The sequence below is a fragment of the Pseudomonas chaetocerotis genome (genome assembly GCF_015712105.2).
GTDB classification, from domain to species: Bacteria; Pseudomonadota; Gammaproteobacteria; order Pseudomonadales; family Pseudomonadaceae; genus Aquipseudomonas; species Aquipseudomonas chaetocerotis.
Genome location: NZ_JACFYX020000006.1, coordinates 126654 through 151781, shown reverse-complemented (window position 1 = coordinate 151781; position 25128 = coordinate 126654). Strand labels below are relative to the sequence as shown.

Below are 25128 nucleotides of genomic sequence, written 5' to 3'. Positions count from 1 at the left end.
AGTCTCGCGATGATCTGGGAGATGGCGGACCCTTGCAGCCGCTCGGGTAGTCCGCGGTGCGCGCGGCGCACCCTACCTGACGGCATCGAGATAGCGCCTCAGAACAGTCTCAGCGGCTCTTCATCCAGTGCGGCCATCTGTTCGCGCAAAGAGAGAATCTGGTTGCCCCAGTAGCGCTCGCCGGCAAACCAGGGGAAGGCCAGAGGGAACGCCGGGTCGTCCCAGCGTCGGGCGATCCAGGCGCTGTGATGCATCAGGCGCAGGGCGCGCAGGCCTTCGATCAACGGCAGCTCGCGGGCGGCAAAGTCGTGGAATTCCTGGTAGCCGTCGACCAGTTCGGCCAACTGGCCGAGGCGCTCATGACGCTCGCCGGCCAGCATCATCCACAGGTCCTGCACAGCCGGGCCCATGCGGCAGTCATCGAGGTCGACGACATGGAAGGCGTCATCGCGGTGTAGCAGGTTGCCGGGGTGGCAGTCGCCATGCAGGCGAATCGGCGTGTAACGCACGCGGGAGAACAGTTCATCGAGGCGGGCGAGCAGGTCGCGCGCTACCGACTCGTACGCGGGCAGCAGGCTGCGCGGCACGAACCCGCCGTCGAGCAGGGAGGCCAGGGCTGCATGGCCGAAGTTGTCCACCGCCAGGGTTTCACGATGAGCGAAAGGACGGCTGGCGCCGATGGCGTGCATGCGTCCGAGCAACTGGCCGAGGCGATACAGCTGCTCGAGATTGCCCGGCTCCGGTGCGCGGCCACCACGGCGGGGAAACAGGGCGAAGCGGAAGCCGCCGTGTTCGAACAGCGTCTCGCCGTTGCGCGTGAGTGGCGCCACCACCGGGACCTCATGCTCGGCCAGCTCGGCACTGAAACTGTGCTCCTCGCGGATCGCCGCATCGCTCCAGCGATCCGGGCGATAGAACTTGGCGATCAGCGGGGTTTCGCCCTCGATGCCTACCTGATAGACGCGGTTCTCGTAACTGTTGAGTGCCAATACGCGGGCGTCGCTGAGGTAGCCGATGCTCTCCACGGCATCGAGTACCAGATCCGGGGTGAGGGTGGAAAAAGGATGGCTCATGAGCGGCTCCGCGTGAGTGGGCGCCCAGTCTACCGGCTTGCGCTAAACGTAGGGCGGGTGTAACCCGCCGTTGGCGTTATTAGCGAGTTGCAGCCGGCCTACAGTTGCGTACCCAGCAGCACCTGGCTGGCGGCGAACTGCGCGCGCACCGGATCGCCGGCGCGCAGGCCCAGCTCGGCCAGCCGAGCGGATTCGATCAGGGCGCACAGGGTCTGGCCGCCAGGCAGACTGATGCGCACGTCGCTGGGGCCGTCGTTGGCCGGCAGAATCTTTTCGATGCGGCCTTCGAGTGCGTTGTGCTGTTCGGCACGAGGAGCCTGTAGTGGCTGCAATTCCAGCCATCCAGCCTTGATCAGGGCTACCACGTTACTGCCTTCGCTCAGTTGCAGGTTTTCCGTGCTGTCATGGGTGATCTGCGCCTGCAGGTGGCCGCCGCCTGGCAGTTCGATATCGATCAGGTCGTTGTGCCCGTGGGCGTGGATCGCGCTTACACGACCGGTCAGCTGGTTGCGCGCACTGGTGCGCAGCATCAGGCGGCCGAGCAGCTCCAGGTCGGCATCGTCACCGGCGGCCTGCAACAGTTGCGTCTGCAATACCTGCAGGCGTTGCTGCAGCGCCAGCAGGCGTTCGCCAGCGGGTGTCAGGCGCGCACCACCGCCACCCTTGCCTCCGACGCTGCGGCTGACCAGGGGCTGCTCGGACAGGTTGTTCAGCTCGTCGATGGCATCCCAGGCCGCCTTGTAGCTCAGCCCGACGGCTTTGGCGGCGCGGGTGATGGAGCCTTGTTCGGCGATCTGCTCGAGCAGGGCCAGGCGTTTCGGGCGGCGGCTGAGCAATTGGGCGATGGAATCGAGCTGCGACATGGTTCAGGCGTTGCCAGGGAGGATGTCGGGCACGGTGCGTGACTGCGCCAGGCGCGTCAAGTCAGCCATCGCCCGGCCGTGGCGTGCGTGCCAGGCAATACACATCGACGCGCAGGGCGCCGGCGCGACGCAGCAGGTGGGCTAGCACGCCCGCCGTGGCGCCTGTGGTGAGGACGTCGTCGACCAGTGCCAGATGAGCGCCGGCGACCTTGGCTTGCAGTTCCAGGCTGAAGGCCTGACGCAGATTGCGCTTGCGCGTTGCGGCATCCAACCCTTGCTGTGCGGGTGTATCGACGCGGCGCTGCAGCCAGTCATTTTGCACCGGCAGCTTTAGGCTGGCACTCAGCCAGTCGGCGAGCATCTGTGCCTGATTGAAGCCGCGTCGTCGCTGGCGCTTGCGGGCCAGCGGCACCGGCAGCAGCGCCTGAGGGCGGGGCAGCCCTTCATCGAAGGCATGGCGCAGGTGTTCGGCCAGTAGTTCGGCGAGCAGACGGCCGTATGGCCATTGAGCCTGGTGCTTGAAGCGGGTGATCAGGTTGTCGACGGGAAAGGCATAACGCCAGGGCGCTTCCACGCGGGTGAAACTCGGCGGTTTCGATTGGCAGGCGCCGCAGATCAGGTCATGAGCCGATAACGGAACCGCACAAATCTGGCAATGAGCCCCGAGCCAGGGCAGTTCGGATTCGCAGGCCGTGCAGATGTCGTGCGTGGGGTGATCGGTGGCTTCGTCGCAGAGCTGGCAGTGGCGCCGTTGGCGTAGCCAGGCAAGGCGTTGCAGGGATGAAAGATCGAGTGGAGGCATGGCAGCTCGTCCTTGAGCAGTGGTGCCTGGAGTTTAGTCAGCGTCAGCGGATGAGCCAGCCCATCACGACCAGACCGAGAAATAGCCAGATCACACCGCCGATGATCGAGCCACGTAATAGCGAACGAGCGCCGCTGAACAAAAGCAGCAGGCCGATGATCAGCAGGATGATGCTGAAGATCGACACGTCCATGCCAATGGCCCTGGCCAGGCCATGGAGAAAGTCGTCGATGGCATCGGCCATGGCACCCAACACGCCTGAAAGCATGTCGACGATGAAACGGATGGCGCGACCCAGTGCTTCGCCGAGCCCTTCGAAAAAACCTTCAACCTGCATGCAGAACATCCTGTGGGAGGGGTAAGCATTTGGCCTTGTGCCATGACATAAGTTCTGTTGGTTGATAATTGATCATATGTAAACCTGTGCCTTTGTTGTGGTTGACAGCATCCAATCGCCACTTATGATGGCCAAAGCCTGAATGCCCCGTGTGGGCCTGACAACAGATGCCACCAAGCGTCGAAGGACTTCTCAGATGAGCGCAACCGCTGCAATCACCACCCGCCACGACTGGAGCCTCGCCGAGGTTCGCGCGCTGTTCGAGCAGCCTTTCAACGACCTGCTGTTCCAGGCGCAAAGCGTCCATCGCCAGCACTTCGACCCCAACCGCGTACAGGTCTCGACCCTGCTGTCGATCAAGACCGGCGCCTGCCCGGAAGACTGCAAGTACTGCCCGCAGTCCGGCCACTACAACACCGGCCTGGACAAGGAAAAACTGATGGAAGTGCAGAAGGTGCTGGAGGCGGCCGCCGAGGCCAAGGCCATCGGCTCCACGCGCTTCTGCATGGGCGCGGCGTGGAAACATCCATCCGCCAAGGACATGCCCTACGTGCTGGAAATGGTCAAAGGCGTGAAGAAGCTCGGCCTGGAAACCTGCATGACCCTCGGTCGTCTCGATCAGGAGCAGACCCAGGCGCTGGCCGAAGCGGGGCTGGACTACTACAACCACAACCTCGATACCTCGCCGGAGTTCTACGGCAACATCATCACCACCCGCACCTACGGCGAGCGCCTGCAGACCCTGGCCTACGTGCGCGAAGCAGGGATGAAGATCTGTTCCGGCGGCATCCTCGGCATGGGCGAGTCGGTTGACGACCGTGCTGGGCTGCTGATCCAGCTGGCGAATCTGCCGGAGCATCCGGAAAGCGTGCCGATCAACATGCTGGTCAAGGTCAAGGGCACGCCGCTGGCCGAGGAGAAGGACGTCGATCCGTTCGACTTCATCCGCACCCTGGCCGTGGCGCGGATCATGATGCCCAGGTCCCACGTGCGCCTGTCCGCGGGCCGCGAAGCGATGAATGAGCAGATGCAGGCCCTGGCCTTCATGGCTGGCGCCAATTCGATCTTCTACGGCGAGAAGCTGCTGACCACCGCCAACCCGCAGGCGGACAAGGACATGGCCCTGTTCAAGCGCCTCGGCATCAAACCCGAAGAGCGCGAAGAGCATGCCGATGAGGTGCACCAGGCGGCCATCGAGCAGGCGCTGGTCGAGCAGCGCGATTCCAAGCTGTTCTACAACGCCGCTTCGGCCTAAACCGCTGTTTATGTAGGCGCCAGCTTGCTGGCGATTGCCGTTGATCGCCGAGACGTCGGACAGCGGCAAGTCGGCTCCTACAGGGTATGCATATGCCTTTCGATTTATCCGCCCGCCTGGCCGAGCGTCAGGCTGCCGATCTGTTCCGTCAGCGCCCTCTGTTGCAGACCCCGCAGGGGCCGCAAGTGCGCGCGGACGATCAGGAGTTGCTGGCCTTCTGTTCCAACGACTATCTCGGCCTGGCCAACCACCCCGAGGTGATTCGCGCCATGCAGCACGGCGCGGAAAAATGGGGCGTCGGTGGCGGCGCTTCGCATCTGGTTATTGGCCACAGCACGCCGCACCATGAACTTGAAGAGGCACTGGCCGAGTTCACCGGCAGGCCGCGTGCGTTGCTGTTCTCTACCGGTTACATGGCCAACCTGGCGGTCGTCACTGCGCTGCTTGGCCAGGGCGACAGCGTAATTCAGGATCGTCTCAATCACGCTTCGCTGCTCGATGCTGGCCTGCTTTGTGGCGCGCGGTTCTCGCGCTACCTGCACAACGATGCGGTCAGCCTGGCCAACCGCCTGCGCAAGGCGACGGGCAACTGTCTGGTGGTCACCGATGGTGTGTTCAGCATGGACGGCGATCTGGCCGATCTACCGGCATTGTGTGCCGAGGCGCGCGCCACGCAGGCCTGGGTGATGGTCGATGATGCTCACGGCTTCGGCCCGCTGGGCGCCACCGGTGGCGGTATTGTCGAGCACTTCGGTCTGGGCCAGGATGATGTGCAGGTACTGGTCGGCACGCTGGGCAAGGCCTTTGGCACCGCCGGAGCCTTCGTCGCCGGCAGCGAGGAACTGATCGAGACCCTGATCCAGTTCGCCCGCCCCTACATCTACACCACCAGTCAGCCGCCAGCGGTGGCCTGCGCCACGCTGCAGAGCCTGGAACTGCTGCGCAGCGAACACTGGCGTCGGGAGCATCTGAATCGACTGATCGCACGCTTCCGTCAGGGCGCCGCCGAAATCGGCCTGAGCCTGATGGACAGCCCTACGCCGATTCAACCCATCCTGGTGGGTGACAGCGCGCGTGCGCTGAAACTCTCTGCCCTGCTCAAGGATCGCGGCCTGCTGGTCGGCGCCATTCGCCCTCCGACCGTGCCTGCCGGTAGTGCCCGCTTGCGCGTGACGCTGTCCGCTGCGCACAGCGATGCGCAGCTCGAGCTGCTACTCGAGGCGCTGGCCGAGTGCTGGCCGCAGGTGCAGACCGATGCGTGAGACGCTGATTCTGTTGCCGGGCTGGGGCCTGAACGGCGCTGTACTGCAACCGCTGGCCGAGGCGCTGGGTAGCAATATGCAGGTGCAGGTGCCGGCCCTGCCGCGACTGGGCAGTGCGGCGGCGGCCGATTGGCTCGACGAGCTGGATACGCGCTTGCCACATGACTGCTGGCTGGCCGGCTGGTCGCTTGGCGGCATGTTGGCGACTGCCCTGGCTGCACGTCGTGGCAAGCGCTGCCGTGGCCTGATCACCCTGGCCAGCAACGCCTGTTTCGTCGCCAGCGATGCCTGGCCGACGGCAATGTCGGCGCAGACTTACGCAGCCTTCTATGAGGGTTGCCAGGAGAACGCCGACGCGACCCTCAAGCGCTTCGCCATGCTCTGTGCCCAGGGCTGCGCCGACACACGCGGTCTGGCGCGACTGTTGCAGACCAATCTGTTGGCCAATGAGCCCTCGCTACTGGCCGGACTGCAGGTGCTGGCGACGCTGGATAACCGTGCCGCGCTCGCCGCCCTCACCGGGCCGCAGCTGCACCTGCTGGCTGAGCAGGACGCCCTGGTGCCGGCCGCCGCCGCCGATGACCTGCTGGCGCTGCTACCAGCCGGTGAGGTGGACGTGCTGGAGGGCTGCGGCCACGCCTTCGTGCTGGAACAGCCGCAGGCCTTGGCGGCGCTGCTGCTCGAGTTTATCCGCGAGGCCAACGATGGCGACTCGTAGGAGGCTGGCTTGCTGCCGCGAACTGCCGCAATCCTCTGGTGCACATGGCGCACCCTACGTCGAGGCGCCGCACACTCGCTTCCCTGGGATGCCGAGCGCTCGTAGGGTGCGCGGTGCGCACCCGCTGCAGACATCCTATGGTGCGCAGGGCATATCCTGCGGGGGCGGCTTGTGAGCGAGTACGCCCAGCCCGGCGGCCTGCCGGACAAGCGCCAGGTCGCCGCGTCCTTTTCCCGCGCGGCAGAAAGCTACGATGCAGTGGCCGAACTGCAGCGCAGCGTCGGCACGCAACTGCTGGCGCGTTTGCCGGCCTCGCTGCAGCCGCGTCGTTGGCTGGACCTGGGTTGCGGCACGGGCTATTTCACCCGCGTCCTGGGCGAGCGTCATGCACAAGGCGAAGGGCTGGCTATGGATATCGCCGAAGGCATGCTGCGCCATGCTCGCCCGCAGGGCGGTGCGGCACATTTCATCGCTGGCGATGCCGAGGCTCTGCCGCTGCAAAGCGACAGCGTCGACCTGCTGTTCTCCAGCCTGGCGCTGCAATGGTGTGCCGATTTCCCGTGCGTGCTGAGCGAAGCGCAGCGGGTGTTGCGTCCCGGTGGTGTGCTGGCGTTTTCCAGCCTGTGCGTCGGCACCCTGCAGGAGCTGCGTGACAGCTGGCTGGCGGTCGACGGCCTGGTCCACGTCAATCGTTTTCGCCGCTTCGAGGATTACCAGCAGATATGTGCGGCCAGCAACCTGCATCCGCTGACACTGCAGCGTCAGGCCGAGGTGCTGCACTTCGCGGATCTGCGCAGCTTGACCACCTCGCTCAAGGATATCGGCGCGCACAACCTCAATCCAGGGCGTCCAGGCGGGTTGACCGGGCGCTCACGCATTCGCGCGCTGATCGAGGCCTACGAGCGTTTTCGTCAGCCGCAAGGGCTGCCGGCGACCTATCAGGTGGTGTACGGCGTGCTGCAGAAACCTTCAAAGACATGAGCTTCGCTCGCCAACACGCTTCGCGAGCAGCGCTCGCTCCAACGGGGATCAGATGACTCAAGCCTACTTCGTCACTGGAACGGACACCGAAATCGGCAAGACCACCATCGCCGCTGGCCTGCTCCATGCGGCGCGTCTGCAGGGGCTGAGCACCGCAGCGGCCAAGCCGGTCGCTTCCGGTTGCATGCGAACTGCCGACGGCTTGCGCAACGAAGATGCGCTGGCCTTGCTCGCCCAGTGCTCGTTGCCGCTGCGCTATGAGGAGGTCAACCCGCTGGCCTTCGAACCGGCCATTGCCCCGCATCTGGCAGCCCGTGAGGTAGGCGTCAAACTGGATGTTGCCAGCCTGCTGCCGCCGGTACGGGCGATTCTGGCCAAGGGCGCGGACTTCTCGCTGGTGGAGGGCGCGGGTGGTTGGCGTGTGCCGCTGGCCGGCGAGGAAAGCCTGTCGGACCTGGCCGTGGCGCTGGGTATCCCGGTGATTCTGGTGGTGGGTGTGCGCCTGGGTTGCATCAACCATGCACTGCTCAGTGCCGAAGCCATCGAGCGGGACGGGCTCAGGCTGGCCGGCTGGGTGGCCAATATCGTCGAGCCGAAGACCTCACGCCTGGAGGAGAATCTCGCCACCCTCAGCGAGCGGCTACCAGCGCCGTGCCTGGGGCGGGTGCCGCACCTGGGCAAAGCGACGGCCGCAGCAGTAGCGGAACACCTCAATCTCGAGTTGTTGGCAGACTGGTAATAAACAGTAAAGTGACCATAGCCTTTTGCCTGTACGTTTTTTAGCCGTTTTCTGCTTCAATACTCGTCATTAGGTTCTACATCCCTCAGGGGGCTGCCGATGGAAATCTCCGCCAACGCATTCAATTCGGGTTTGAACGGTATTCAGGCCGGGCAACGCCGTGTCGAACAGGCAGCCGCTGGTATCGCCAGCAACACCATCAACCCTTCTCAGCAGGCCACCCAGACCGCGCCGCAGAATCAGGTCAACCCGAGCTCAGAGATTTCCGAGCGCAGCCGTCCCGATCTGACTGAAAGCCTCGTCGCACTGCGTGTCGGTGAAAACGAAGTGCGCGCCAATGCGCGTGTCGTCGACACGGCTGACGAGGTCCTGGGCACCTTGATCGATACCCGCGCTTAAGTCGTCTCACCGCGGCCGCGCGGATGCGGCCAGCAGCGGGGCAGGAGGGCGCTCATGCAGATCGGCAGTAGCCTGCCACCTTTCACTCCCGCGCCGTCCGCCAGTTCGGCGAGACCGTTGTCGTCCGATGTTTCCCCTGATATTGCCCGTGCCGACCAGGCGCCTGTCGCCGCGCCACAGGAGCAGCAGGCCGACTCCGCTGCCTCCGGCCGAGAAGAGGCGGATCGCGATACCAACTCATCGACGCGCGCAGGCGAGCCCGAGCCAAGCCCTCAGGAGCAGCGCCAGCAGCAGCTGGAAATCGCCGAGCTTGTGCAACGTGACCGCGAGGTGCGCACCCACGAGCAGGCGCACGCTGCCGTGGGCGGGCAATACGCCGGTGCGCCCACCTATAGCTTCAAGCGCGGCCCCGATGGGCAGCGTTACGCCGTCTCGGGCGAAGTCAGCATCGACACCGCTCCCGTTCCCAATGATCCCGAAGCGACGTTGCGCAAGATGGAAATCGTCCTGCGCGCAGCACTCGCGCCCATCGAACCTTCCCCGCAGGACCTGCGTGTAGCTGCTCTGGCTCAGGCGCAGGCGGCGCAGGCGCGCGTCGAACTGGCCGAGCAGCGGCGCGAAGAAGCCATCAGCGCCGTCGAACAGCGCAAGGCGCGTGACCAAGCCAGGCAAGTGGATGAGCAGCCCACCGAGCAGTCGCAGCAGGCTCTGCCACCAGCGCCTAATCTTGATCTGTATCGGCGTCTGGGCGAGTTGCCGGCGCCGGAGCCTCGCATCGATCTGGTCGCGTAGTCGGCCGATTGGCAGCGCTTGACAAGGGGTTGGCGTAAACGTATGTTTCAAACGCCTGTTTGATTGCTTCGGCCGCAGCCTCGCGGCCAGGCAGCCGGGAGTGATCCCGAGAGCGACCGCCAAGACGGTCACCCCAACTACTAGGAATCCACCGCAGAGGTTTACCGTTATGCCTGACTACAAGGCCCCCTTGCGTGACATTCGTTTCGTTCGTGACGAGCTGCTGGGTTATGAAGCGCACTACCAGAGCCTGCCTGGCTGCCAGGACGCCACTCCGGACATGGTCGATGCCATCCTCGAAGAAGGCGCCAAGTTCTGCGAGCAGGTGCTGTCGCCGCTGAACCGTGTGGGTGACACCGAGGGTTGCACCTGGAGCGAATCCGGCGTGAAAACCCCGACCGGCTTCAAAGAGGCCTATCAGCAGTTCGTCGAAGGCGGCTGGCCGAGCCTGGCGCATGACGTCGAGCACGGCGGCCAGGGTCTGCCTGAGTCGCTTGGCCTGGCCATCAGCGAAATGGTCGGTTCGGCCAACTGGTCTTGGGGCATGTACCCGGGCCTGAGCCATGGCGCGATGAACACCATCGGCGCTCACGGCACCGACGAGCAGAAGCACACCTACCTGACCAAACTGGTTTCCGGCGAGTGGACCGGCACCATGTGCCTGACCGAGCCGCATTGCGGCACCGATCTGGGCATGCTGCGTACCAAGGCCGAACCGCAGGCCGACGGCAGCTACAAGGTCTCCGGTACCAAGATCTTCATTTCCGCTGGTGAGCACGACATGGCCGACAACATCGTCCATATCGTTCTGGCCCGCCTGCCCGATGCACCGGCCGGTACCAAAGGTATCTCACTGTTCATCGTGCCGAAGTTCCTGCCCAACGCAGAGGGCGGCGTAGGCGAGCGCAACGCCGTTTCCTGTGGCTCCATCGAGCACAAGATGGGTATCCATGGCAACGCTACCTGCGTGATGAACTTCGATGGCGCCACCGGCTACCTGATTGGCCCGGCCAACAAGGGCCTGAACTGCATGTTCACCTTCATGAACACCGCTCGTCTGGGTACCGCGCTGCAAGGCCTGGCCCATGCCGAAGTCGGCTTCCAGGGTGGCATCAAGTACGCTCGCGAGCGTCTGCAGATGCGTTCGCTGACTGGCCCGAAAGCGCCGGAAAAAGCTGCTGACCCGATCATCGTGCATCCAGACGTGCGTCGCATGCTGCTGACCATGAAGGCGTTCGCCGAAGGCAACCGCGCCATGGTCTACTTCACCGCCAAGCAGGTGGACATCGTCCAGCACAGCCAGGACGAAGAAGAGAAGAAAGCCGCTGACGAACTGCTGGCTTTCCTGACGCCGATCGCCAAGGCTTTCATGACCGAAGTGGGCTTCGAAGCCGCTTCCCACGGCATGCAGATCTACGGTGGCCACGGTTTCATCAGCGAGTGGGGCATGGAGCAGAACCTGCGCGACTGCCGCATCTCGATGATGTACGAAGGCACCACTGGCGTTCAGGCGCTTGACCTGCTGGGCCGCAAGGTGCTGATGACTCAGGGCGGCGCTCTGAAGAACTTCACCAAGATCGTGCACAAGTTCTGCCAGGCCAACGAAGGCAACGATTCCGTCAAGGAATTCGTCGAGCCGCTGGCCAAGCTGAACAAGGAGTGGGGCGACATCACCATGAAGATCGGCATGGCCGCGATGAAAGATCGCGAAGAAGTCGGCGCCGCCTCCGTGGACTACCTGATGTACTCCGGCTACGCCTGCCTGGCCTACTTCTGGGCCGACATGGCGCGTCTGGCTGCCGAGAAGCTGGCTGCCGGTACTGACGACGAGGCCTTCTACAAGGCCAAGCTGCAGACCGCTCGCTTCTACTTCGCGCGCATCCTGCCGCGCACCCGTACGCATGTCGAAGCCATGCTGTCTGGCGCCAGCAACCTGATGGACATGGAAGAAGAGCACTTCGCGCTCGGCTTCTGAGTCCGATTCGGGTGAAGAGCAACGCCGTCCCTCGGGGCGGCGTTGTCGTTTCTGTGCCGGACACTGAAGGGAATGTCGCATCCTGTCGCTGTGTTAAGCAGTCGAAGCAGGCAGAATGCCTTCATTCTCCGCTCAGGATGCCAGCGTGATCCACACGGCCAATTTGCGCCTCAGCCATTTCTTCTCATCACTGCCCTTGCTGGTCGGCGGGATGGTGGCTGCTCTGCTGCCGGCGCTGAGCGAGTTCTTCATTTCCCTGTTCAATGTATTGCCGACACTGCTTTTACTGCTCGGTGGTGCGTTCTGCCTGGTCTATGGACGTCAGCGGGAAGTTTTCCTACTGCTGGCGCTGTATGTCGGCTACTTCCTGCTGGATATCCAGGTCGATCACTTCCGTGACAACGGTCAGGTACGGGGCGACGCGGCTCTGGTCTTCCACCTGATCTGCCTGTTGCTACCGCTGCTCTATGCCCTCTACGGCTGCTGGGAGGAACGCTCGCACCTGGCGCAGGACATGTTCGCCCGCGCCTTGGTGCTGCTGGCGGTCAGCGCGGTGGCCTTCGGCCTGGCGCGCCGTTATCCACAGGGTATTGCCGACTGGCTGGCACAGATTCACTGGCCGTCGCTGCATGGCGCCTGGATGAATCTGGCGCAACTGGTCTATCTGGCGTTCCTGCTCGCTTTCATCGCTCTGTCAGTGCAGTACCTGCGCAAGCCCAGGCCGCTGCATGCGGCGCAATGGGTGGGGTTGTGCGGTCTGCTGTGGATGTTGCCGCAGGTGTTCATCCTGGCCAACGCGTTGCAGGTGATGATCAGCATGGTGATGCTCATGCTGGTGGCTGCCGTGGCGCATGAGGCCTACCAGATGGCCTTCCGTGACGAGCTCACCGGGCTGCCTGGTCGGCGTGCGCTCAACGAGCGCCTGCAGCGCCTGGGGCGTGATTATGTGATCGCCATGGTCGATGTCGACCATTTCAAGAAATTCAACGATACCCACGGCCATGATGTAGGGGATCAGGTGCTGCGTCTGGTCGCCGGTCAGCTGCGTAAGGTTGGCGGTGGCGGCAAGGCCTATCGCTATGGCGGTGAGGAGTTCACTTTGCTGTTTCCCGGCAAGAGCGTGGAGCAATCCATACCGCACATCGAGGCAGTGCGTTTGGCCATCGAGCAGTACCGCATGCTACTGCGCGACTCGCAAAGTCGCCCGCGCGATGATCGGCAGGGCAAGCAGCGCCGGGCCGGCAAGGCTGCCAGTGAGGTGTCGGTCACCGTGAGCATGGGCGTCGCCGAGCGTCAGGCCGAGCAGCGCACGCCGCAGGAAGTGATCAAGGAGGCGGACAAGGCGCTTTACAGCGCCAAGGCCGCAGGACGCAATTGCATCCGTAGCGCCGGACTGCGTCGCGGGGCCGTTAAGCTGGCCTCCGGGAGTGAATAACGGCGCTGGCAGACGAGCGGTCGGCAGGGGCTTTCCCTGTTCTCGGTCAATCAGATAGTTGGTGACCTGGCGTGAACTATTGGTCACAACAAGACCCTATGTGTCTATAAAGTTGTTCAAGTAAACTCGCTCCTCTCACGTAAGTCCGTTTTTGAGGATGTGTCATGGCCGATTACAAAGCCCCCTTGCGCGACATGCGCTTCGTGCTCAATGAAGTATTCGAAGTCTCCAAGCTCTGGGCCGAGCTACCGGCCCTGGCCGAGGTGGTCGATGCCGATACCGCCAGCGCCATCCTGGAAGAAGCTGGCAAGGTCACCGCCGGCAGCATCGCCCCGCTGAACCGCAGCGGTGACGAAGAAGGCTGCTCCTGGGACAACGGCGCGGTGAAAACCCCGACCGGTTTCCCCGAGGCCTACCAGACCTACGCCGAGGGTGGCTGGGTCGGTGTTGGCGGTTCGCCGGAGTTCGGCGGTATGGGCATGCCCAAGGTGATCGGCGCCCAGGTCGAGGAAATGGTCAATTCGGCCAACCTGTCCTTCGGCCTGTACCCGATGCTGACCGCCGGCGCCTGCCTGTCGATCCTCAACCACGCCAGCGAAGAGCTGAAGCAGCAGTACCTGCCGAACATGTACGCCGGTGTCTGGGCTGGCTCGATGTGCCTGACCGAGCCGCACGCCGGCACCGACCTCGGCATCATCCGTACCAAGGCCGAACCTCAGGCAGATGGCAGCTACAAGATCAGCGGCACCAAGATCTTCATCACTGGTGGCGAGCACGACCTGACCGAAAACATCATCCACCTGGTGCTGGCCAAGCTGCCGGACGCGCCGGCGGGCCCGAAAGGCATTTCGCTGTTCATCGTGCCCAAGGTCATGGTCAATGCTGACGGCTCCCTCGGTGAGAAAAATGCGCTGGGCTGCGGCTCCATCGAGCACAAGATGGGCATCAAGGCCTCGGCCACCTGCGTGATGAACTTCGACGGCGCCACCGGTTACCTGGTCGGCGAAGTGAACAAGGGCCTCAACGCCATGTTCACCATGATGAACTACGAGCGCCTGGGCGTCGGCATCCAGGGCCTTGCCCTGGGCGAGCGCAGTTACCAGAGCGCCATCGAATACGCCCGCGAGCGGCTCCAGAGCCGCGCGCCGACCGGCCCGGTGGCCAAGGACAAAGCGGCCGACCCGATCATCGTGCACCCAGACGTGCGCCGCATGCTGCTGACCATGAAGGCGCTGAACGAGGGTGGCCGTGCCTTCTCCAGCTATGTCGCCATGCAACTGGACACCGCCAAGTACAGCGAGGACAAGGAGACCGCCAAGCGCGCCGATGAGCTGGTGGCGCTTCTGACCCCGGTGGCCAAGGCCTTCCTCACCGACATGGCGCTGGAAACCACCGTGCATGGCCAGCAGATCTTCGGTGGCCACGGCTTCATCCGCGAGTGGGGTCAGGAGCAGCTGGTTCGCGACTGCCGCATCACCCAGATCTACGAAGGCACCAACGGCATTCAGTCGCTGGACCTGATGGGGCGCAAGATCGTTGGCAGCGGTGGCAGCTTCTACAGGCATCTGGCTGACGAGATCAAAGGCTTCATCGCTGCGGCCGATGCCAATCTCGACGAGTTCACCAAGCCACTGGCAGCCGCCGTGCAGAACCTTGATGAGTTGACTGCCTGGGTACTGGATCGTGCGAAGAACAACCCCAACGAGATCGGAGCGGCCTCGGTGGAGTACCTGCAGGTATTCGGCTACACCGCCTATGCCTACATGTGGGCCTTGATGGCACGTGCTGCGCTGGGCAAGGAAGGGCAGGACGAGTTCTACGCCAGCAAGCTGGGTACCGCGCGCTTCTACTTCGCTCGCCTACTGCCGCGCATTCATTCGCTGAGTGCGTCGGTCAAGGCCGGTAGCGAGTCGCTGTATCTGCTGGACGCCGCGCAGTTCTGACATTCAGTCGCGTTCAATGAAAGCCCCGGCCAGCGTGCCGGGGTTTTTCATTTCAGGAAGTGCACCGATTCAGCCTGGCCACGTAGAGCAGTGCGGGGCGCTGCGCATGCAGGTGCAACTGGCCGGGCTCGTTCTCGATCAGCAGGCCATTGCCCGCTGCGAGGTGGTGCATCGCGCCGCCTGCATTCACTTCGACTGCGCTCAGGGCAGCATTCCACAGCAGCAGTACCGCTGCATCGTTCTCCAGCCCCTGCGTTCCCTGCCATTTCATCACCTGCAACTCATGCTTCCAAACATCGCGTCGAGTCATCAGGTTGAGATCGGTGATCGGGCCGTCCAGCAACTGGGCGCTGATCGCCTCTTCGCCGTCGAACACCGCTGTGGCGCCACCGCTGAGCAGTATTTCGCGCTGCCCGTCGGCGCGTTGCAGGCATACGCCGTTACCGGCGAGCACGGCCAGGCTGCGGTCGATGCTCGGGAAGCTGGAAAAGGCACCATCCACCTCAACCTGAGCCGTGCTGATTCGCCAGGCGAAATCCTCCAGGCCTGCATCCGCTGGCGAAATGGCCAATTCCACGGTGGAACCGCCACCGTTCTTCCAGGGCATCGCGCGGGCGGTTGCGGGGTCGAGCAGGATGCAGGGCATGATCACTCCAAATGTATATACATGGTGGCGAGGCGACAAACGGTTCCGATCACAAGGTCGGCGAAGGTGTCTCCAGACAGAGGCCGGCAGCACTCTGTTCAGGGTATCAAACCTTACTGCACATGCCTTGTCTGGTCTTGTGATCACAAGGTCAGGTTGCTGCTCTCGGCTTGACGCCGATTCGATCCACTCATATTGTATATACAAATAAAGCCGGGAGAACCCCATGCCGATGCATTCCACCTCGAAACAGCTCTGGCGCGATGTGCAGGTCTTCGATGGCCTGGCGCAACTTGACGAGGCAATGAACGTGTTGGTCGAGGACGGTCGCATTGCCGGCCTGTGGCCGTCGCGCACCTTCGACGAGGCGCTAGCTCAAGGCGCGGCCTGCGCCGGGCGCGGCGGCGTCATGACCCCCGGCCTGGTCGACTGCCACACCCATTTGGTGTACGCCGGCAACCGTGCCGGTGAGTTCGAGCAGCGCCTGGAAGGCGTCAGCTACGAAACCATCGCCCGCAATGGCGGCGGCATTCTCAGCAGCGTGCGCGCCACTCGTGCAGCGAGCGAGGACGAACTGATCGCCGCCAGCCTGACGCGTCTCGATACGCTGCTGGCCGATGGTGTGACCACGCTGGAGATCAAGTCCGGCTACGGCCTGACCGTTGCCGATGAACTGAAGATGCTGCGCGTGGCCCGCCGCCTCGGTGAGCTGCGCCCGGTGCGGGTGCTCACCACGCTGCTCGGTGCCCATGCCCTGCCGCCGGAATATGCCGGCCGTGCCGACGATTACGTAAGTCTGGTCTGTGACGAGATGATTCCGGCTGCTGCCCGTGAACGGCTCGCCGATGCCGTGGATGTGTTCTGCGAAGGCATCGGCTTTTCCCCGGCGCAGTGCGAGCGCATCTATCAGGCGGCCAAGGCCCATGGCCTGGCGATCAAAGCGCATGTCGAGCAGCTGTCCAATTTGGGTGGCAGCGCCCTGGCCGCACGTTACGGTGCGCTGTCGGCCGACCATATCGAATACCTGGACGAGGCCGGCGTGCGCGCCATGGCCGCGGCCGGCACCGTTGCCGTGCTGCTGCCCGGCGCCTTCCACGTGCTGCGTGAAACCCAACTGCCGCCCATCGAGCTGCTGCGTCAGTACGGCGTGCCGATGGCCGTGGCCAGCGACGCCAACCCCGGCACCTCGCCGATCTGCATGCCCACGCTGATGGCCAACCTGGCCTGCACGCTGTTCCGTCTGACCCCGCGCGAGGCCCTGGCCGGTATGACCGCCCATGGCGCTCGCGCCCTCGGCCTGCCCGAGTTGGGCCGCATCGTCGTCGGCGCTCCGGCGGATCTGTGCCTGTGGGATATCCAGCAACCGGCCGAACTGGCCTACGCGGTGCAGGCCGGGCGCCTGCGTCAGCGCGTGTTCAACGGAGCCACTACTCATGCTCGCTGATCGTCACAGCATGGCCGCCTGGAGCGGTCGTACCGACCCGGAAAGCGACAGCGCGCGCTGGCACCAGCGCATCCGCGCACTCACTGAAGACAGTCAGCCGGGCCTGGCTCTGCTCGGCTTCGCCTGCGACGAGGGTGTGCGCCGCAACCATGGCCGCGTCGGTGCTGCCGCTGCGCCGCAAAGCGTACGCAAGGCGCTGGCCAACCTGGCCTGGCACCGTCAGGCGCCGGCCTATGACGCCGGTGACGTGACCTGCGAGGACGGCGATATGGAAGCAGCACAGGCACGCCTCGGTCGCAATGTCTGCGCGCTTCTGGATGCCGGCCACCTGCCCGTGGTGATCGGAGGCGGTCATGAGGTGGCCTTCGGTAGCTGGTCGGGACTGGCCGAACACCTGAGCGGGCAGGCCGCCCCGCGTATCGGTATTGTCAACTTCGACGCCCATTTCGACCTGCGCGACCCGGCCCATGTGCATTCCTCCGGTACCCCTTTCGCACAGATCGCCGAACAGTGCGCGGCGCGCGGCTGGCCGTTCCGCTATGCCTGTCTGGGCGTCAGCCGCGCCAGCAACACCCGCGCGCTGTTCGCTCGCGCCGCCGAACTGGACGTGCTGGTGCGTGAGGATCATGAGATTCGTGAATCGACCCTGGAGAGCATCGGCGCCGATCTGGACGCTTTCGCTGCCAATTGCGACGCGCTCTACCTGACCCTCGACATCGACGTGTTGCCGGCCTGCGAGGCGCCCGGCGTCAGTGCCCCGGCGGCGCGCGGGGTGCGTCTGGAACTGCTCGAACCCCTGCTCGAACGGCTCAAGGCCAGCGGCAAGCTGCGCCTGGCCGACCTGGCCGAGATCAATCCCGAATACGACATCGACAACCGCACCGCCAAGGTGGCGGCGCGGCTGATTCATCTGCTCAGCCTCTGAGCACCGAACAACAAGAGGAAAACGCTGTGACCACCAAGTACCGCGATATCGAAATCCGCGCCCCGCGCGGCAATACGCTCACCGCCAAAAGCTGGCTGACCGAAGCGCCGCTGCGCATGCTGATGAACAACCTCGACCCGGACGTGGCCGAGAACCCCAAGGAGCTGGTGGTGTATGGCGGTATCGGCCGCGCCGCGCGCAACTGGGAGTGCTATGACAAGATCGTCGAGAGCCTGACCAACCTGAATGACGACGAGACCCTGCTGGTGCAATCCGGCAAGCCGGTCGGCGTGTTCAAGACCCATAGCAACGCCCCGCGCGTGCTGATCGCCAACTCCAACCTGGTGCCACACTGGGCGAGCTGGGAGCACTTCAACGAGCTGGATGCCAAGGGCCTGGCCATGTACGGCCAGATGACCGCCGGCAGCTGGATCTACATCGGCAGCCAGGGCATCGTCCAGGGCACCTACGAAACCTTCGTCGAAGCCGGTCGCCAGCACTACGCCGGCAACCTCAAGGGCCGCTGGGTGCTCACCGCCGGCCTCGGTGGCATGGGTGGCGCCCAGCCGCTGGCCGCGACCCTGGCTGGTGCCTGCTCGCTGAACATCGAGTGCCAGCAGACCAGCATCGACTTCCGCCTGCGCAGCCGTTACGTCGACGAACAGGCCACTGATCTGGACGACGCCCTGGCGCGTATCGCCCAGTACACCGGCGAAGGCAAGGCCATCTCCATCGCTCTGCTGGGCAACGCCGCCGAGATCCTGCCGGAGCTGGTACGCCGTGGCGTGCGCCCGGACATGGTCACCGACCAGACCAGTGCCCACGACCCGCTCAATGGCTACCTGCCGATCGGCTGGACCTGGGCCGAATACAAGGATCGTGCAGCCACCGATCCGGCTGGCGTGGTCAAGGCCGCCAAGCAGTCCATGGCCGTGCATGTGCAGGCCATGCTCGACTTCCAGAAGATGGGCGTGCCGACCTTCGACTACGGCAACAACATCCGCCAGATGGCCAAGGAAGAGGGCGTGAGCAATGCCTTCGATTTCCCCGGCTTCGTCCCGGCCTACATCCGCCCGCTGTTCTGCCGCGGCATCGGCCCGTTCCGCTGGGCGGCGCTGTCCGGCAACCCCGAGGACATCTACAAGACCGACGCCAAGGTCAAGGAACTGATCCCGGACGACGCCCACCTGCACCGCTGGCTGGACATGGCCCGCGAGCGCATTTCCTTCCAAGGTCTGCCGGCGCGTATCTGCTGGGTCGGCCTGGGCCAGCGCGCCAAGCTCGGCCTGGCGTTCAATGAGATGGTGCGCTCGGGTGAGCTGAGTGCGCCCATCGTCATCGGCCGCGACCACCTCGACAGCGGCTCGGTAGCCAGCCCCAACCGCGAGACCGAGGCCATGCAGGACGGCTCCGATGCCGTGTCCGACTGGCCGCTGCTCAACGCCCTGCTCAACACCGCCAGCGGCGCCACCTGGGTGTCCTTGCACCATGGCGGTGGCGTGGGCATGAGCTTCTCCCAGCATTCGGGTATGGTCATCGTCTGCGATGGCACCGACGAAGCTGCCGCGCGTATCGCCCGCGTGCTGACCAACGACCCGGGCACCGGCGTGATGCGTCACGCTGACGCCGGTTACCAGATCGCCATTGATTGTGCCCGCGAGCAGGGCTTGAACCTGCCGATGATTGGCAAAGGAGAATGAACGTGACAGCCCTGAATCTGCGTCCTGGTCACCTGACCTTGGCCGACCTGCGCGCCGCCTACCAGGCACCCGTGCACCTGACCCTGGACCCCGCCGCCCATGAGGCTATCGAGGCCAGCGTTGCCTGCGTCAACCAGATCATCGCCGAGGGCCGCACCGCCTACGGCATCAACACCGGTTTCGGCCTGCTGGCCTCGACCCGCATCGCCAACGACGACCTGGAAAAGCTGCAGCGTTCGCTCGTGCTATCGCATGCCGCCGGCATCGGCCAGCCGCTCGACGATGCCATGGTGCGCCTGATCATGCTGCTGAAGATCAACAGCCTGGCGCGCGGTTTCTCCGGCATCCGCCGCAAGGTGATCGACGCGCTGATCGCCCTGGTCAACGCCGAGGTCTACCCGCACATTCCGTTAAAAGGCTCAGTGGGGGCATCCGGCGACCTGGCGCCTCTGGCACACATGTCGCTGGTGCTGCTTGGCGAAAGCCAGGCGCGCCATAACGGCCAGTGGCTGCCGGCCACCGAGGCGCTGGCCATCGCCGGCCTGGAGCCGATGACCCTCGCCGCCAAGGAGGGCCTGGCCCTGCTCAACGGCACCCAGGTTTCCACGGCGTATGCCCTGCGCGGGCTGTTCGAGGCCGAAGACCTGTACGCCGCCGCCAGCGTCTGCGGCGCGCTGAGCGTCGAGGCGCTGCTAGGCTCGCGCTCGCCTTTCGATGCACGCATTCATGCTGCCCGTGGTCAGCGCGGGCAGATCGACGCGGCGGCGGCGTTCCGTCAACTGCTCGGCGACAGCAGTGAGATCGGCCGCTCCCACGCCGACTGCGACAAGGTACAGGACCCGTATTCGCTGCGCTGCCAGCCGCAGGTCATGGGCGCTTGCCTGACCCAGCTGCGTCAGGCAGCAGAAGTGCTCGGTGTCGAGGCCAACGCCGTGTCGGACAACCCGCTGGTGTTCGCCGCCGAAGGCGAGGTGATTTCCGGTGGCAACTTCCACGCCGAGCCGGTGGCCATGGCCGCCGACAATATCGCCCTGGCCATCGCCGAGATCGGCTCGCTGTCCGAGCGCCGTGTATCGCTGATGATGGACAAGCACATGTCGCAACTGCCGCCGTTCCTGGTGGCCAATGGCGGCGTGAATTCCGGCTTCATGATCGCCCAAGTCACCGCTGCGGCCCTGGCCAGCGAGAACAAGGCACTGTCTCACCCGCACAGCGTCGACAGTCTGCCGACTTCGGCCAACCAGGAAGACCACGTTTCCATGGCTCCGGCTGCCGGCAAGCGCCTGTGGGACATGGCCGCCAACACCCGTGGCGTGCTTGCCGTGGAATGGCTCGGCGCCTGCCAGGGCCTGGATTTCCGTGAAGGGCTAAAGAGCACGCCGGCGCTGGAGCAGGCGCGTCAGGCGCTGCGCGCCAAGGTGCCGTATTACGTCGAAGACCGCTTCTTTGCCCCCGACATCGCCGCCGCCGATGCACTGCTCGCCGAGCGCGTGCTGACGCCGCTGCTGCCGGCCGGCATGTTGCCTTCGGTAGGCTGAGCCGCAATCCGGGAGCCTGGTTTCGGGGCTCCTGGATTTCATCCGGGCAACGGCGCTGGGAGCGGAGTGGTTCGCTCCGCTATCATCCGCGCACCTGGCATTTCCAAGGAGCAGTCGTGACCAGTCCCACCCCGCGCTACAAGGCAATCGAGGATTTTCTCCTCGAGCGCATTCACGGCGGTGCCTATCCGGTCAATCATCAGATTCCGCCCGAGGAACAGCTGGCGCGCGACTTCGCCGTCAGCCGCATGACTGCCAACAAGGCGATCCAGAATCTGGTGCAGAAAGGCTACCTGGTGCGTCAGGCTGGGCTTGGCACCTTCGTTACCGACCGCAAGGCCGAGTCGCCGCTGCACGAGGTGATGAACATCGCCAGCGAAGTGCGTGGTCGCGGCCATGCCTACAGCAATACGGTGGTGCGTTGCGAAGCTATCGCCGCCGATGATGAGGTGGCCCTGCGTCTGGGGCTGCGCCTGGGCGGGGAGGTGTTTCACAGCATCCTCGTGCACCTGCAGGACGATCTGCCGATCCAGCTCGAGGATCGCTTCGTCAACCCGCGCTGGGTGCCGCACTACCTGCAGAGCGACTTCAGCCAGGTCACGCCCAACGAAGTGCTGGTTGCCAGCTGCCCGATCTCGGATGTCGAGCATGTGGTCGAAGCGGTGCTGGTGGATGCACGCACGGCCGACCTGCTGCAGATCGACCCGGCCATGCCTTGCCTGAGTGTGATTCGCCGCACCTGGTCGGACGATCACCTGATCAGCTATGCACGGCTGATCCATCCCGGTGACCGCTATAAGCTGCGTTCGCTTCATAAACGCGGGGGGTAGGCTGCGCGCGATTTGCAGGGTGCGCTGTAGTTCAGCAGACAGAGTCGGTGCGCACAGCGCACCCTACGGAGCGGCGATATCGAAAGCAGCGAGACCTCACTCGGCGATTAGTTGATCGACCAATGATGGCTCGTCGATAAAGCGATTGCGTGTGCCCTGCAGCACCTCGATCTTGTCGTTGCGGGCCTTTTCCTCGGCATCCGGCGGGTCCATGCGGTTCCAGGTCTTGTACATCGGCACCAGGCCGACTATGGGCAGGTCGTACTCGACATGCATGTAGAAGATCGCTCTGGCGATGTTGCCCTTGGCTTCGTCACGCGGCTCCACCAGTTGGAAGCTGGTTTTCATGTCGCAGCCGATGTTGGCGAACTTGCTCGGTACATCGTCGGCCAGTTCGGCGAACTGGGCGTTGCGTCGTGCCAGCTCCACGCGGCTGAGCGCCGGGTAGTAGTTATGCAGGTCGGAGGAAATGTACGGATAGCGCGGGTTCATGATGGTGCATTGGCGGTCGGTGACGCAGCGCATCGCACTCTTGAGCTGCTTGCTGCTGTAGATCGGGCTGGCTGTCAGGGTGCCGCTTTCGCGGGCGAAGGTCTGGCCGCAATAGAGCGTGGTGCCGCCATTACCGTAGAGATCCTGCCAGAACGCCTGATCGATGGCCTGTTTGACATCGCCCAGTTGGCTCTGGCCATTGGCCAGGGAGAACGTGCTGATGCAGGTTGCCAGGCAACCTAGAAGCAAGGTGACTGCGCGCATACTCTAGCCCCAGTGACCACCGTTGTCGGAGTCTGTTGTTTTTGTAGGACAAGATGGAGTCTAGCAAGACGCACGTCGCAAAAAACATGACTAAATGCTTTCTCCCAACCCAGGACCGCCACAGCAAAGTCGAGCGGCTGAAAGAGGGAGAGCTCGTGTAAGCCATTGCTTACACGATGTCACGATTTTTGCCACTGTCGATCGATCAGGTACGAGCGTACTATGCCGCTTATGGATTCAGCGCAGGAAGCGCCTAGACGAACAAGGACACGCTGGACAGCCGCCAGGATGGTGAGCAGATCAAGGACGTCAGGACTACAGTCTGCAAGGCCCCGCGAACGCGGGGTTTTCTTTTTTTGGGCGTTCGCCCATTCCCACCAAGTTCCCCCGTCGGGTGCGCCGCGCGCACCGATGCCCCCCAGCCATGCCGGTGCGCACAGTACACCCTGCGCGATCAGGCTGCCTGCCGCCCGGCGTTGATTTGCTCGAACCAGTCCAGCGTCTCGTCCCACAGACGCTGTGCCGCAGGGCGGAAATAACCCATATGACCGATAGTGCCCAGGCCCTCGGCTTGCGAGTCGAGCGTGCGCGCCTGGTAGGGCGCATTCACATAGGCGGCCATGAAGGCGTCGCGCGAGACGGGAGGGGCCCACAGGTCGTCCAGAGTATTGAGCGCCACCATCGGTGTGTTCACCTGGGCGAAGCGCTCGGCCAGCCCCGGCATCTGCGGGTCGTCGAAGAAGTAGCGCGGGAAGCGGCACCAGCGCTTCCACTGACGGTACACGCCCAGCGGAAGGTCCTCGCCCATGCCCAGTTTGCTCCAGGCCAGATAGCCCTTGTAGCGCGTCATCAGCGGGCCGATCACCCGCCACATGGCCAGTACGCGCACCTGCTCTGCCTTGGGCATCCAGCCGTGCCAGCCGGCGCCGGTGCCGAAAGTGTAGAAGCCGGCGACCTGATCATGATTGGGCAGCAGGCCAAAGGCGTGACCGCCGAACGAATGGCCGATCATGAACAGCGGGCGCTCGGCGTGCCGGTGCTGATCCACCGCCGCGGCCAGGTCGAGATGGGCCCAGTCGAGATACTCCATCTCGAATCCGCGCAGGCTATCTGGCCTGGATTGGCCGATGCCACGGTAGTCCAGGGTCATGGTGTTGAAGCCACGGCTGGCGGCGTGTTCGGCAAAACGGCGATAGAAACCCTGCGGCACCCCGGTTGCGCCGGCGATCAGCAACTGCGCCTGCGGTCGCTCGGCGTGATAGCGCGTGGCGGCCAACTGGTAGTCGTCGAGGGCGAGCAGTGGCAGGGTTTCGCTGCGAATGGCTGTGTTCATGCTGGCGGGGACTCCGTGCGGTGCTGGCGGGTCAGGTGGAGCAGGGTGGCAACGGCCTGTTTCAGCGGCTCGCTGCTGCCGGCGACACGTGCTTGCAGCAGACCGCCTTCGTAGAGCGCGACGAACAGGGCAGCGAGCCCCTCTGGCTGTGGGTAACCATGGCGCTGCAACTGCTGCTGCAGTGCCTGGCGAATGGCGACGAAGGCATTGGCCAGGGCTGCACGAATTTCATGATCTTGCGGACCACTTTCCAGGGCGACGGTGGCCAACGGACAGCCGCGTTCGAAGGCGCTGTCCTGCAACTGGCCAAGCGCGCTCTGCAGCCAGATAGTCAACGCATCGAGCGGATCGGACTGACGCTCGAAGAGCGTGGCGAACGCCTGCTCGGCGCGCCGGCCGACGCGTTCGATGGCGGCTACCGCCAGTTCGGTCTTGCCGTTCGGGAAGTGGTGATAGAGGCTGCCCTTGGGCGCATCGGCGGCGGCCAGCAGTTCGCTCAGTCCGACGCCGTGCAGGCCCTTGCGCTGCAGGGCATCGATCATGGCGTCGATCAGTTTGTCGCGAGTGGTCTTGGTCATGGCCTGGATTATGTAGACCGGTCGGTCTAGTTGCCAGTGTCATTCAGGTCGTAGATGAGGGCATATCGGCACAGTGGAGCGCCGCCCAGTGGGCGGCGCTAGGCATCAGGCCTGCTTGGTCACCCAGGCGGCATAGGCGTCTATGAACTTCTGCAGGAATGGCTTGATGCCGTCGCTGAGTACGCCGTTCTCGTCGAAGAAGTTGCCGGCGCCACCGAGGTAGGCTTCCGGCTGCTGCAGCACATGCACGTCGAGGAACACCAGGCACTGGCGCAGGTGATGGTTGGCACCAAAGCCACCAACGGCGCCCGGCGAGGCACTGAGCACGGCACCCGGTTTGCCGCTGAAGCCGCTCTGACCATACGGGCGCGAGCCGACATCGATGGCGTTCTTCATCGGCGCCGGGATCGAGCGGTTGTACTCGGGCGTGATGAACAGCACCGCATCGGCCGCCTTGAGCTTGCTGCGAAACGGCGCGTAGGAGGCCGGCGCGGTATCGCCGTCGGCGTCTTCGTTGTACAGCGGCAAGTCGCCGATCTCGAGGATTTCCAGGTTCAGCGAGGCGGGCGCCAGGTCGGCCAGCGCCAGGGCCAGTTTGCGGTTGATGGAGGCTTTGCGCAGGCTACCGACCAGCACGGCGACGTTGTAGGTCTTGCTCATGTGTACTCCAGAGGGTGTGGTGAGGAAGGAACAACCACTATAGACCCCGGATGTTTCAGCAGGTGCAGAGCGCAAAGGTATTCTGCGCCTCGCCGGCCGCCATGGCCTATCCAGGGCCGGGATAACGGACTTGAGCCGGGCGCC

Annotated in this window: 24 protein-coding genes; 15 read left to right on the top strand and 9 right to left on the bottom strand. The window is 64.2% G+C overall.

Going from position 1 to position 25128, the window contains the following annotated elements:
• Nucleotides 1–98 precede the first annotated feature (98 nt).
• The 4 genes from H3221_RS12480 to H3221_RS12465 form a co-directional block, all read right to left on the bottom strand.
• Nucleotides 99–1073, bottom strand: coding sequence for a serine/threonine protein kinase (locus H3221_RS12480; protein ID WP_196474740.1), 975 nt, complete (start codon nucleotides 1071–1073; stop codon nucleotides 99–101).
• Nucleotides 1074–1171: 98 nt separating this feature from the next.
• Complete coding sequence (locus tag H3221_RS12475) at nucleotides 1172–1936, bottom strand: TOBE domain-containing protein (RefSeq protein ID WP_196474739.1); 765 nt, start codon at nucleotides 1934–1936, stop codon at nucleotides 1172–1174.
• Between the two features lie 61 nt (nucleotides 1937–1997).
• A complete protein-coding gene (locus H3221_RS12470) occupies nucleotides 1998–2738 on the bottom strand; it encodes a ComF family protein (RefSeq protein WP_196474738.1) in 741 nt (246 codons plus the stop codon).
• A gap of 43 nt (nucleotides 2739–2781) precedes the next feature.
• A complete protein-coding gene (locus H3221_RS12465; protein ID WP_192982711.1) occupies nucleotides 2782–3075 on the bottom strand; it encodes a hypothetical protein in 294 nt (97 codons plus the stop codon).
• A gap of 196 nt (nucleotides 3076–3271) precedes the next feature.
• On the opposite strand from H3221_RS12465, the gene bioB reads away from it, so the two are divergent.
• The 10 genes from bioB (at nucleotide 3272) to H3221_RS12415 (ending at nucleotide 14574) form a co-directional block, all read left to right on the top strand.
• Nucleotides 3272–4330, top strand: coding sequence for a biotin synthase BioB (bioB, locus tag H3221_RS12460; RefSeq protein WP_196474737.1), 1059 nt, complete (start codon nucleotides 3272–3274; stop codon nucleotides 4328–4330).
• A 92-nt stretch (nucleotides 4331–4422) separates the two neighbouring features.
• A complete protein-coding gene (gene bioF, locus H3221_RS12455; protein ID WP_196474736.1) occupies nucleotides 4423–5592 on the top strand; it encodes an 8-amino-7-oxononanoate synthase in 1170 nt (389 codons plus the stop codon).
• Nucleotides 5585–6310: an alpha/beta fold hydrolase gene (locus H3221_RS12450; protein WP_196474735.1), complete on the top strand. Its 726-nt coding sequence runs from the start codon at nucleotides 5585–5587 to the stop codon at nucleotides 6308–6310. Before bioF ends, H3221_RS12450 begins: the two co-directional genes overlap by 8 nt.
• A 171-nt stretch (nucleotides 6311–6481) precedes the next feature.
• Entirely contained in the window at nucleotides 6482–7291 is an 810-nt protein-coding gene (gene bioC / locus H3221_RS12445) for a malonyl-ACP O-methyltransferase BioC (protein WP_196474734.1), read from the top strand.
• A 52-nt stretch (nucleotides 7292–7343) separates the two neighbouring features.
• A complete protein-coding gene (gene bioD / locus H3221_RS12440; RefSeq protein WP_196474733.1) occupies nucleotides 7344–8030 on the top strand; it encodes a dethiobiotin synthase in 687 nt (228 codons plus the stop codon).
• 99 nt (nucleotides 8031–8129) lie between these two features.
• Nucleotides 8130–8429 (top strand): hypothetical protein, encoded by a 300-nt coding sequence (locus H3221_RS12435; protein ID WP_196474732.1) that lies wholly within the window; start codon nucleotides 8130–8132, stop codon nucleotides 8427–8429.
• A 54-nt stretch (nucleotides 8430–8483) separates the two neighbouring features.
• The gene (locus H3221_RS12430) at nucleotides 8484–9221 is read left to right on the top strand and encodes a putative metalloprotease CJM1_0395 family protein (RefSeq protein WP_196474731.1); all 738 of its coding nucleotides are present in this window, start codon (nucleotides 8484–8486) and stop codon (nucleotides 9219–9221) included.
• Nucleotides 9222–9390: 169 nt separating this feature from the next.
• Nucleotides 9391–11196, top strand: a complete 1806-nt coding sequence (locus H3221_RS12425; protein ID WP_196474730.1) for a phenylacyl-CoA dehydrogenase — start codon at nucleotides 9391–9393, stop codon at nucleotides 11194–11196.
• A gap of 115 nt (nucleotides 11197–11311) precedes the next feature.
• Nucleotides 11312–12631 (top strand): GGDEF domain-containing protein, encoded by a 1320-nt coding sequence (locus H3221_RS12420; RefSeq protein ID WP_263482764.1) that lies wholly within the window; start codon nucleotides 11312–11314, stop codon nucleotides 12629–12631.
• 164 nt (nucleotides 12632–12795) lie between these two features.
• Complete coding sequence (locus tag H3221_RS12415) at nucleotides 12796–14574, top strand: acyl-CoA dehydrogenase C-terminal domain-containing protein (RefSeq protein ID WP_196474729.1); 1779 nt, start codon at nucleotides 12796–12798, stop codon at nucleotides 14572–14574.
• A 52-nt stretch (nucleotides 14575–14626) separates the two neighbouring features.
• Here the strand turns inward: H3221_RS12415 and H3221_RS12410 are convergent, their stop codons facing one another.
• Complete coding sequence (locus H3221_RS12410) at nucleotides 14627–15220, bottom strand: HutD/Ves family protein (protein ID WP_196474728.1); 594 nt, start codon at nucleotides 15218–15220, stop codon at nucleotides 14627–14629.
• 226 nt (nucleotides 15221–15446) lie between these two features.
• Between H3221_RS12410 and hutI the strand changes: the two genes are divergently transcribed.
• From hutI to hutC, 5 genes are all read left to right on the top strand, one after another.
• Nucleotides 15447–16664 (top strand): imidazolonepropionase, encoded by a 1218-nt coding sequence (hutI, locus tag H3221_RS12405; protein ID WP_196474727.1) that lies wholly within the window; start codon nucleotides 15447–15449, stop codon nucleotides 16662–16664.
• Nucleotides 16654–17589 carry a formimidoylglutamase gene (hutG, locus tag H3221_RS12400; RefSeq protein ID WP_196474726.1) on the top strand — a complete coding sequence of 312 codons (936 nt, stop codon included), beginning with the start codon at nucleotides 16654–16656 and terminating at the stop codon, nucleotides 17587–17589. Before hutI ends, hutG begins: the two co-directional genes overlap by 11 nt.
• A gap of 26 nt (nucleotides 17590–17615) precedes the next feature.
• Nucleotides 17616–19289, top strand: coding sequence for a urocanate hydratase (gene hutU, locus H3221_RS12395; RefSeq protein ID WP_196474725.1), 1674 nt, complete (start codon nucleotides 17616–17618; stop codon nucleotides 19287–19289).
• 2 nt (nucleotides 19290–19291) lie between these two features.
• Nucleotides 19292–20827 carry a histidine ammonia-lyase gene (hutH, locus tag H3221_RS12390; RefSeq protein WP_397428034.1) on the top strand — a complete coding sequence of 512 codons (1536 nt, stop codon included), beginning with the start codon at nucleotides 19292–19294 and terminating at the stop codon, nucleotides 20825–20827.
• Between the two features lie 116 nt (nucleotides 20828–20943).
• A complete protein-coding gene (gene hutC, locus H3221_RS12385; protein ID WP_196474723.1) occupies nucleotides 20944–21657 on the top strand; it encodes a histidine utilization repressor in 714 nt (237 codons plus the stop codon).
• A 96-nt stretch (nucleotides 21658–21753) separates the two neighbouring features.
• Here hutC and H3221_RS12380 read toward each other — a convergent pair whose 3' ends face one another.
• The 4 genes from H3221_RS12380 to H3221_RS12365 form a co-directional block, all read right to left on the bottom strand.
• Entirely contained in the window at nucleotides 21754–22413 is a 660-nt protein-coding gene (locus H3221_RS12380) for an endonuclease (RefSeq protein ID WP_196474722.1), read from the bottom strand.
• 454 nt (nucleotides 22414–22867) lie between these two features.
• Nucleotides 22868–23746: an alpha/beta hydrolase family protein gene (locus tag H3221_RS12375; RefSeq protein WP_196474721.1), complete on the bottom strand. Its 879-nt coding sequence runs from the start codon at nucleotides 23744–23746 to the stop codon at nucleotides 22868–22870.
• Entirely contained in the window at nucleotides 23743–24324 is a 582-nt protein-coding gene (locus H3221_RS12370; protein ID WP_196474720.1) for a TetR/AcrR family transcriptional regulator, read from the bottom strand. The genes H3221_RS12375 and H3221_RS12370 overlap by 4 nt, the downstream gene beginning before the upstream one ends.
• 105 nt (nucleotides 24325–24429) lie before the next feature.
• Nucleotides 24430–24984: an NADPH-dependent FMN reductase gene (locus tag H3221_RS12365; RefSeq protein WP_196474719.1), complete on the bottom strand. Its 555-nt coding sequence runs from the start codon at nucleotides 24982–24984 to the stop codon at nucleotides 24430–24432.
• Between the last annotated feature and the right edge of the window lie 144 nt (nucleotides 24985–25128).